Annotated in this window: 4 protein-coding genes; 1 reads left to right on the forward strand and 3 read right to left on the reverse strand. The window is 69.5% G+C overall.

Features of this window, described 5'->3' with window-relative positions; genetic code table 11:
• Positions 1–5 precede the first annotated feature (5 nt).
• On the forward strand, positions 6–1,046 hold the full coding sequence (locus C5508_RS04740; RefSeq protein WP_104523792.1) for an LLM class F420-dependent oxidoreductase: 1,041 nt from the start codon (positions 6–8) through the stop codon (positions 1,044–1,046).
• A gap of 225 nt (positions 1,047–1,271) precedes the next feature.
• Here C5508_RS04740 and C5508_RS04745 read toward each other — a convergent pair whose 3' ends face one another.
• The 3 genes from C5508_RS04745 to C5508_RS04755 form a co-directional block, all read right to left on the reverse strand.
• Complete coding sequence (locus C5508_RS04745) at positions 1,272–5,177, reverse strand: DNA-directed RNA polymerase subunit beta' (RefSeq protein ID WP_104523793.1); 3,906 nt, start codon at positions 5,175–5,177, stop codon at positions 1,272–1,274.
• A 92-nt stretch (positions 5,178–5,269) separates the two neighbouring features.
• Entirely contained in the window at positions 5,270–8,776 is a 3,507-nt protein-coding gene (rpoB, locus tag C5508_RS04750) for a DNA-directed RNA polymerase subunit beta (RefSeq protein ID WP_104523794.1), read from the reverse strand.
• Positions 8,777–9,168: 392 nt separating this feature from the next.
• Positions 9,169–9,636, reverse strand: a complete 468-nt coding sequence (locus C5508_RS04755; RefSeq protein WP_198597874.1) for a hypothetical protein — start codon at positions 9,634–9,636, stop codon at positions 9,169–9,171.
• Between the last annotated feature and the right edge of the window lie 408 nt (positions 9,637–10,044).

Raw genomic sequence — 10,044 nt, forward strand, 5'->3', positions numbered from 1 at the left:
TGCACGTGCGCATCGGCATCCAGGCCAGCTACAGCGGCGGCTTCCAGGAGACGGCGGCCGAGATCCGCGACCTCGAGTCGGCCGGTCTCGACCTCGCCGCGGTCGCCGAGGTCTACACCTTCGACGCGGTCAGCCAGCTCGGGTACCTCGCCGCGGTGACCGAGCGGGTGGAGCTGCTCAGCGCCATCTTCCCGATCTACAGCCGCACACCGGCCCTCACCGCCATGACCGCGGCCGGCCTGGACTTCGTCTCCGGCGGCCGCTTCACCCTGGGCCTGGGCGCCTCCGGCCCGCAGGTGATCGAGGGCTGGCACGGCGTCCCCTACGACGCCCCGCTCCAGCGCACCCGCGAGGTCGTCGAGATCTGCCGCCAGGTGTGGCGCCGCGAGCGCCTGGACCACCAGGGCAAGAAGTACACGGTGCCGCTGCCGGCCGACCAGGGCACCGGTTTGGGCAAGCCGCTCAAGCTGATCAACACCCCGGTGCGCGAGCGGGTCCCGGTGATGCTCGCCGCCCTGGGCCCGAAGAACGTCGAGCTGGCCGCGGAGATCGCCGAGGCGTGGGAGCCGATCTTCTTCGTGCCGGAGAAGGCGTCGTCGGTGTGGGGGAACTCCCTCGCGGCCGGCCGGGCCAAGCGCGATCCGTCGCTGGGCGAGCTGCAGGTCATCACCGGCGTTCCGGTCGCTATCGGCGACGACACCGAGCAGCTGCTGGAGTTCGTGCGCCCGGCGCTCGCCCTCTACATCGGCGGCATGGGCGCGCGTGGCAAGAACTTCTACAACGACCTCGCCGTCCGCTACGGCTACGAGGCCGAGGCGAAGACCATCCAGGACCTCTACCTCGAGGGCAAGAAGGACGAGGCGGCCGCCGCGGTGCCGCTGGAGCTGGTGCGGGCGTCGTCGCTCATCGGGCCGGAGTCCTACGTGGCCGAGCGGATCGCGGCGTTCGCCGAGGCCGGCGTCACCACCCTGATGCTCCAGCCCCTCGACGACACCCGCGAGGGCCGCCTGAAGACGGTCGAGACCATGAAGCGCCTCGCGGGGTGAGCGGCGCTCAGCCGGTGAACGCCAGGATCGACCCGCAGATCACGCCCGTCACGACGATGGCGGCGTAGGCGAGCAGCTGCCACTGCCGTGGCGTGGGCGCCGGCCGGCGCCTGCGAGATCTGGACATGGCGGGAGCGTAGCTGCATCGCCCACCGCCGGGCGGAACGACAAAGGGCCCCGCAGGCAACGCCTGCGGGGCCCTTTCGTCACTGCCTGGTCAGGAGCTCAGCCCCGCCAGTCGTACTCCTCGAGGCGCACGGCCTCGCCGGTGCCCTGACCGAAGACGTCGGGGCTGTAGTACTGCCCGTCGTCGTAGCCGGCCATGGTGTAGACGGCGGCACGCGCCTCCTCGGTCGGCTCGACCGTGATGTTCCGGTAGCGGCTGATGCCCGTACCCGCCGGGATCAGCTTTCCGATGATCACGTTCTCCTTGAGCCCGAGCAGGCTGTCGCTCTTGCCCTGGATCGCGGCGTCGGTGAGCACCTTGGTCGTCTCCTGGAAGGAGGCGGCCGACAGCCACGACTCGGTCGCGAGCGAGGCCTTGGTGATGCCCATGAGGACCGGACGGGCCGAGGCCGGCTCGCCGCCCTCGGCGACGACGCGACGGTTCTCGGTCTCGAACAGCGTCCGCTCGACCAGCGCACCGGGCAGGAACTCCGTCGCGCCCGAGTCGATGATGGTCACCCGCTTCAGCATCTGGCGGATGATCACCTCGATGTGCTTGTCGTGGATCGACACACCCTGGCTGCGGTAGACCTCCTGGACCTCGCGGACGAGGTGCAGCTGCACCTCGCGCGGGCCCATGATCCGCAGCACCTCGTGCGGGTCGACCGCACCCTCGGTCAGCTGCTCGCCGACCTCGACGTGCGCGCCGTCCTCGACCCGCAGCCGCGAGCGACGCGACAGCTTGTCGATGACGACCTCGTCGGAGCCGTCGTCCGGGGTGATCGTGAGCTTGCGGAACTGCTCGCCGTCCTCGATCCGGATGGTGCCGGCCAGCTCGGCGATCGGGGCCTTGCCCTTGGGGACGCGGGCCTCGAAGAGCTCCACCACACGCGGCAGACCGTGCGTGATGTCCGCACCGGCCACACCACCGGTGTGGAAGGTGCGCATCGTCAGCTGGGTGCCCGGCTCACCGATCGACTGGGCGGCGATGATGCCGACCGCCTCGCCGACGTCCACGAGCTTGCCCGAGGCGAGCGAGCGGCCGTAGCAGGTGGCGCAGGTGCCGAGCAGCGACTCACAGGTGAGCACGCAGCGGACCTTGACCTCCGACACCTGGGCGTCGATCAGCGTCTGGATCAGGACGTCACCGAGGTCGGCGTTCGCCTCGGCGATGACCGTCCCGTCCTCGGCCACCACGTCGGCGGCCAGGGCGCGGGCGTAGACGCTGGTCTCCACGTGCGCGTCACGCGTCACCACACCGTCGACGACGGTGCCGATCGGCATGATCACGCCGCGGTCGGTGCCGCAGTCCTCCTCGCGGATGATGACGTCCTGCGAGACGTCCACCAGACGACGGGTGAGGTACCCGGAGTCGGCGGTACGCAGGGCGGTGTCGGCCAGACCCTTGCGGGCACCGTGCGTGGAGATGAAGTACTCCAGCACTGACAGACCCTCCCGGAAGTTGGCCTTGATGGGCCGCGGGATGATCTCGCCCTTGGGGTTGGCGACCAGACCGCGCATACCGGCGATCTGGCTGATCTGCATCATGTTGCCTCGGGCGCCCGAGTTGACCATGACCCAGACCGGGTTGGTCGTCGGGAAGTTGTCGACCATCGCCTGGCTGACCTCGGCCCGCGCGCGGGTCCAGATCTCGATGAGCTCGCCACGACGCTCGGCGTCGGTGATGACGCCGCGCTCGTACTGCTTCTCGATCTTGGCCGCCTCGGCCTCGTGCCGGTCCAGGATGTCGCGCTTGACCGGCGGCGTGACGACGTCGTCGATGGCGATCGTGACGCCCGAGCGGGTCGCCCAGCGGAAGCCGGCCGACTTGAGGGCGTCCAGCGTCGCCGCGACCTGCACCTTGGGGTAGCGCTCGGCGAGGTCGTTGACGATCGCCCCGAGCTCCTTCTTCGGCACCTGGTAGTTGACGAAGCGGTAGTCCTCGGGCAGAGCCTCGTTGAACAGCACGCGGCCCAGGCTCGTCTCGACGGTCGACGGCTGACCCAGAGCCCAGTCCTCGGGCTGGGCCCACGCGTCGTTGGCCTTGCCGTTGTCGACGCCGAACACCTCGTCGAGGCGGATCAGCGCACGCTCCTGCAGGCCCAGGGCACCCATGTCGTAGGCCATGAGGGCCTCGGCCGCGGAGGCGAACGCCGCGGGCTTGCCACCGTCGGCCTCGTGCCGCGAGGGCACCAGGGTCGTCAGGTGGTACAGGCCCAGCACCATGTCCTGGGTCGGCGCGGTGATCGGGCGACCATCGGCCGGCGACAGGATGTTGTTCGAGGACAGCATCAGGATCCGGGCCTCGGCCTGGGCCTCGGCCGACAGCGGCAGGTGCACCGCCATCTGGTCACCGTCGAAGTCCGCGTTGAACGCGGTGCAGACGAGCGGGTGGATCTGGATGGCCTTGCCCTCGACCAGCTGGGGCTCGAACGCCTGGATGCCCAGGCGGTGCAGCGTCGGGGCGCGGTTGAGCAGCACCGGGTGCTCGGTGATGACCTCTTCCAGCACGTCCCAGACCACGGGGCGGGCGCGCTCGACCATCCGCTTGGCGGACTTGATGTTCTGCGCGTGGTTGAGGTCGACCAGCCGCTTCATGACGAAGGGCTTGAAGAGCTCCAGGGCCATCTGCTTGGGCAGACCGCACTGGTGCAGCTTCAGCTGCGGGCCGACGACGATGACCGAACGGCCGGAGTAGTCGACGCGCTTGCCGAGCAGGTTCTGGCGGAACCGCCCCTGCTTGCCCTTGAGCAGGTCGCTCAGGGACTTCAGGGGACGGTTGCCCGGACCCGTGACGGGACGGCCACGACGTCCGTTGTCGAACAGCGCGTCCACGGACTCCTGGAGCATCCGCTTCTCGTTGTTCACGATGATCTCGGGAGCACCGAGGTCGAGCAGACGCTTCAGCCGGTTGTTCCGGTTGATCACGCGGCGGTAGAGGTCGTTCATGTCGCTGGTCGCGAAGCGGCCACCGTCGAGCTGCACCATCGGGCGCAGGTCCGGCGGGATGACCGGGACGCAGTCCAGCACCATGCCCATGGGCGAGTTGCGGGTCTGCTGGAACGCCGCGACGACCTTCAGCCGCTTCAGGGCCCGCAGCTTGCGCTGGCCCTTGCCGCTGCGGATGGTCTCGCGCAGCGAGACGGCCTCGGCGTCGAGGTCGAAGCCGGCGAGCAGCTTCTGCAGCGCCGCGGCACCCATGCCGCCCTCGAAGTACTCACCGAAGCGGTCGCGCAGCTCGCGGTAGAGGCTCTCGTCGGCGATGAGCTGCTTGACCTCGAGCTTGCGGAAGGTGTCCATCACCTCGTCGAGGCGGTCGATCTCCCGCTGCGAGCGGTCGCGCAGCTGGCGCATCTCGCGCTCGCCGCCCTCGCGCACCTTGCGGCGCACGTCGGACTTGGCGCCCTCGGCCTCGAGCTCGGCGAGATCGGCCTCCAGCTTCTGCTGGCGTGCCTCCACGTTCGCGTCGCGCTGGCCCTCGAGGTTCGACTTCTCGGCGCTGATCTCGGCCTCGATGGTCGGGAGGTCGCGGTGGCGCGCCTCGTCGTCGACCGAGGTGATCATGTAGGCCGCGAAGTAGATGATCTTCTCGAGGTCCTTGGGCGCCAGGTCGAGCAGGTAGCCCAGGCGCGACGGAACACCCTTGAAGAACCAGATGTGGGTGACCGGCGCGGCCAGCTCGATGTGGCCCATCCGCTCGCGACGGACCTTGGCGCGAGTGACCTCGACGCCGCAGCGCTCGCAGATGATGCCCTTGAAGCGGACCCGCTTGTACTTACCGCAGTAGCACTCCCAGTCCCGGGTGGGACCGAAGATCTTCTCGCAGAAGAGACCGTCCTTCTCCGGACGCAGGGTCCGGTAGTTGATGGTCTCTGGCTTCTTCACCTCACCGTGGCTCCACTGGCGGATGTCGTCGCCGGTGGCCAGCCCGATGCGCAGTTCGTCGAAGAAGTTGACGTCGAGCAAGGTGACCCCTTTCAGGGGCTAGTTCTTCGCTTCTATGTCTGTGGTGTGGTGGCCGGCCGGCCCCGGTGGCTCAGGGGCCGGCCGGCGGACGATCAGACGTCCTCGACGGACGACGGCTCGCGACGCGACAGGTCGATGCCCAGCTCCTCCGCGGCGCGGAAGACCTCGTCGTCGGTGTCCCGCAGCTCGATGGCCTGTCCGTCACCGGACAGCACCTCGACGTTGAGGCACAGCGACTGAAGCTCCTTGAGGAGCACCTTGAACGACTCGGGGATGCCCGGCTCGGGGATGTTCTCGCCCTTGACGATGGCCTCGTAGACCTTCACGCGGCCGAGGATGTCGTCGGACTTGATGGTGAGCAGCTCCTGCAGCGCGTAGGCCGCGCCGTAGGCCTGCATCGCCCAGCACTCCATCTCACCGAAGCGCTGGCCACCGAACTGCGCCTTACCACCCAGCGGCTGCTGCGTGATCATCGAGTACGGGCCGGTCGAGCGGGCGTGGATCTTGTCGTCGACCAGGTGCAGCAGCTTCAGGATGTAGACGTAGCCCACGGCGATCGGCTCGGGGAACGGCTCGCCGGAACGGCCGTCGAACAGCCGCGCCTTGCCGGTCTCCTTGACCATCCGCTGACCGTCGCGGTTCGGGATCGTCGAGCCCAGGAGGCCGATGAGCTCGTCCTCCTTGGCACCGTCGAACACCGGGGTCGCCGTCCGGGTGCCGGGGGCGGCGGCCTTGGCGGCCTCGGGCAGGTTCTTCGCCCAGTCCGGGTCGCCGTTGACCTCCCAGCCCTGCTTGGCGATCCACCCGAGGTGCATCTCCAGGACCTGGCCGACGTTCATGCGGCCGGGCACACCGAGCGGGTTGAGGACGATGTCCACCGGGGTGCCGTCCTCGAGGAACGGCATGTCCTCCTGCGGCAGGATCTTCGAGATGACGCCCTTGTTGCCGTGGCGTCCGGCGAGCTTGTCGCCGTCGGAGATCTTGCGCATCTGGGCGACGTAGACCCGGATGAGCTCGTTGACGCCGGCGGGCAGCTCGTCGCCGTCCTCGCGCGAGAACACGCGGACGCCGATGACCTTGCCGGACTCACCGTGCTTGACCTTGAGCGACGTGTCGCGGACCTCGCGCGCCTTCTCACCGAAGATCGCGCGGAGCAGCCGCTCCTCGGGGGTCAGCTCGGTCTCGCCCTTCGGCGTCACCTTGCCGACGAGGATGTCGCCCGGGACGACCTCGGCACCGATGCGGATGATGCCGCGCTCGTCCAGGTCGGCCAGCACGTCCTCGGAGACGTTCGGGATGTCCCGGGTGATCTCCTCGGCGCCCAGCTTGGTGTCGCGGGCGTCGACCTCGAACTCCTCGATGTGGATCGAGGACAGGACGTCGTCCTGCACGAGGCGCTGCGACAGGATGATCGCGTCCTCGTAGTTGTGGCCCTCCCACGGCATGAAGGCGACGAGCAGGTTCTTGCCCAGCGCCATCTCGCCCTGGTCGGTGCACGGACCGTCGGCGATGACCTGGCCGACCTCGACCCGCTGGCCCTCCTCGACGACCGGGGACTGGTTGATCGACGTCCCCTGGTTCGAGCGGCGGAACTTCAGCAGGCGGTAGGTCTGCCGGGTGCCGTCGTCGGCCATGACCGTGACGTAGTCGGCGGTGGAGTCCTCGACGACACCGGCCTTCTCGGCCACGACGACGTCACCGGCGTCGACGGCGGCACGCAGCTCCATGCCGGTGCCGACCAGCGGCGCCTCGCTGCGGAGCAGCGGGACGGCCTGACGCTGCATGTTCGCGCCCATGAGCGCGCGGTTGGCGTCGTCGTGCTCGAGGAACGGGATCATCGCCGTGGCGACCGAGGTCATCTGCCGCGGCGAGACGTCCATGTAGTCCACGTTCTCGGGGGCGAGGTAGTCGACCTCACCGCCCTTGGTGCGGACCAGGACGCGCTCCTCGGCGAGGCGACCCTGCGCGTCGAGCGGGCTGTTGGCCTGCGCGACGACGAAGCGGTCCTCCTCGTCGGCGGTCAGGTAGTCGATCCGGTCGGTGACAGTGCCGTTCTCCACCTTGCGGTACGGCGTCTCGATGAAGCCGAAGGGGTTCACCCGGCCGAACGAGGACAGCGAGCCGATCAGGCCGATGTTCGGGCCTTCCGGCGTCTCGATCGGGCACATGCGGCCGTAGTGGCTGGGGTGCACGTCACGCACCTCCATGCCGGCGCGCTCACGGGACAGACCACCCGGACCCAGCGCCGAGAGGCGGCGCTTGTGGGTCAGGCCCGCGAGCGGGTTGGTCTGGTCCATGAACTGCGACAGCTGGCTGGTGCCGAAGAACTCCTTGATGGAGGCCACGACCGGCCGGATGTTGATCAGGGTCTGCGGCGTGATCGCCTCGACGTCCTGGGTCGTCATCCGCTCGCGGACCACGCGCTCCATGCGGGAGAGACCGACCCGGATCTGGTTCTGGATCAGCTCGCCGACGGTGCGCAGGCGGCGGTTGCCGAAGTGGTCGATGTCGTCGACGCCGTGGTCGGGCTCGCCGGCGTGGAGACGCACGACGTACTCGATGGTGGCGACGATGTCGTCCTCGGTGAGCGTGGAGGTGCCCTGGGGGATGCCGACGCCCAGCTTCTTGTTGACCTTGTACCGGCCGACCTTCGCCAGGTCGTAGCGCTTGGCGTTGAAGAACAGGTTCTCCAGCAGCGCCTGCGCCGACTCACGCGTCGGCGGCTCGCCCGGACGCAGCTTGCGGTAGATGTCGAGCAGGGCCTCGTCCTGCCCGGCGATGTGGTCCTTCTCGAGGGTGGCCAGCACCGTGGGCGACCACTGGAAGTGCTCGCGGATGCGGTCCTCGGTCCAACCCAGCGCCTTGAGCAGCACGGTGACCGGCTGGCGGCGCTTGCGGTCGATGCGGACGCCGACGGTGTCGCGCTTGTCGACGTCGAACTCCAGCCACGCACCGCGGCTGGGGATGACCTTGGCCGAGAAGACGTCCTTGTCCGACGTCTTGTCGAGGGTCTTGTCGAAGTAGACGCCCGGGGAACGGACCAGCTGGGAGACGACGACGCGCTCGGTCCCGTTGATGACGAACGTGCCCTTGTTCGTCATGATCGGGAAGTCGCCCATGAACACCGTCTGGCTCTTGATCTCGCCGGTGGTGTTGTTCATGAACTCCGCGGTGACGAACAGCGGCGCCGCGTAGGTCATGTCCTTGTCCTTGCACTCCTCGAGGGACGCCTTGACGTCCTCGAAGCGCGGGTTGGAGAAGGACAGCGACATCGAGCCGCTGAAGTCCTCGATCGGGGAGATCTCCTCGAGGATCTCGGCGAGGCCGCCGACCGCGCTCTCCTGCTCCTCGGGCGAGAGGGTGGCCCGCCACTCGGGGCTGCCGACCAGCCAGTCGAACGAGGCGGTCTGCAGGGCGAGCAGATCCGGGACCTCGAGGGGCTCGGAGATCTTGGCGAACGACACGCGCAGCGGCGCGCCGGGGATCTTCTGCTGGTCGGCCTCGCCGGTGCGGGGGCCGCTCTGCGGGACGGGGGTGGTCCTGGTGGTGCCGGACTCGGTGGTGCCGGGGGTGATGCTGGTGGGGCGAGAGCCTGCCAAGATGCGTCCTTCCAAGGACCTCACGACGTGCGGGCGGTGGGCTGCGGGGTCGTCCTGGGTCGTCGTCGGTGATGGCGAGGCTGTCCGCGACGGCCGCGATCGCCCGCCGGAACGGTCAGCGTGGGCATGACCCGGAGCATTCCCGGGCACCCGTGGTGACCCGTCTCGGCGGGCAGGCAGTCAGAGGGCAGCGCAACAGGGGACCCTACCCCTGGTGGAGCGCCGTGTCCACGTCGGGGGCACCGGTGCGAGCGGTGCCACATCCGCAGGACGCGCGGGCTCCCGGGACTCCGGGGCAGCGGGGCGTGCGCCACGTCCATGATGCACGTCGATCCGGCCCGTGGCGCCCGCCACGCCGGACGGCCGGCGCCGGTCGAGGGGCCCCGCGGGACTCAGCTCGTGGTGATGAACTCGACCTCGCCGATCTTCCACTCGCCGTCGACGTCGACCGCCGTGAGCCGCAGCGTCTGGACGCACGACTGGGCACCCTCGGGGGTCACGCTGCACTCCGACCCCTGGGGGGCCTCCTGCTGCCCGGTGGTCGCCGACTGCGCGACGTACTGACCGAAGACGACGAGGGTGGCGGTGTCCTGCGACTCGCTGATCTCCTGGACCCCGATGTCGAGGACCTCGTACCGCGTGGTCGCCGACACCTGCTCGTAGGCGTCGATGATCCCGCCGGCGCTCAGGTCCTGCTCGTAGGTGTCGCGCAGGTCCCCGGTGAGCACCGCGAGCTTGCGCTCGACACTGCCCTCGGAGTCCTTGTAGTCGTAGGCGTACAGGGCCTTGACGTTGTCCTCCGTGGCGGTCAGGAGGTCGGCGTCGACGGTGGCGGGGTTCAACCGCTGCGAGAGGAGCACCCCGGCCACGACCGCGGCGGCGAGGCAGAGCAGGGCCAGGACGAGCGCCGCGGCGGGGATCCGGCGACCAGCCGTCGACGACGCGTCGGACGTGACGCCACCGGCGCGGCGCGAACCACCCGGACGGGCCGTCGCCCGGGGGCCCGCCGCCGTCCCGCCGGCCGACGTCTTCCCGACCGGGGCGTCCGTCGTGGCGCCCGAGGCCGTGCTGGTGGCGCCGGCGGGAGCCGCCGCCGTCGCGTCGGCTCCGGGCTCGTCCCGGTCGCGGCGGGCGCCGGCGACGCGCGGACGGGGGCTGGGCCGCCCGGCCGTCGCGGGCCGCGGCCGCGGGGTGGGACGTGGGTCTTATACACACTCGACGGCTGCGGCGAAAAGGGAGAAGGGAAATCTCGTATCTGCGTGAATATA

This window comes from Blastococcus atacamensis (genome assembly GCF_002938425.1).
Taxonomy (GTDB): domain Bacteria; phylum Actinomycetota; class Actinomycetes; order Mycobacteriales; family Geodermatophilaceae; genus Blastococcus; species Blastococcus atacamensis.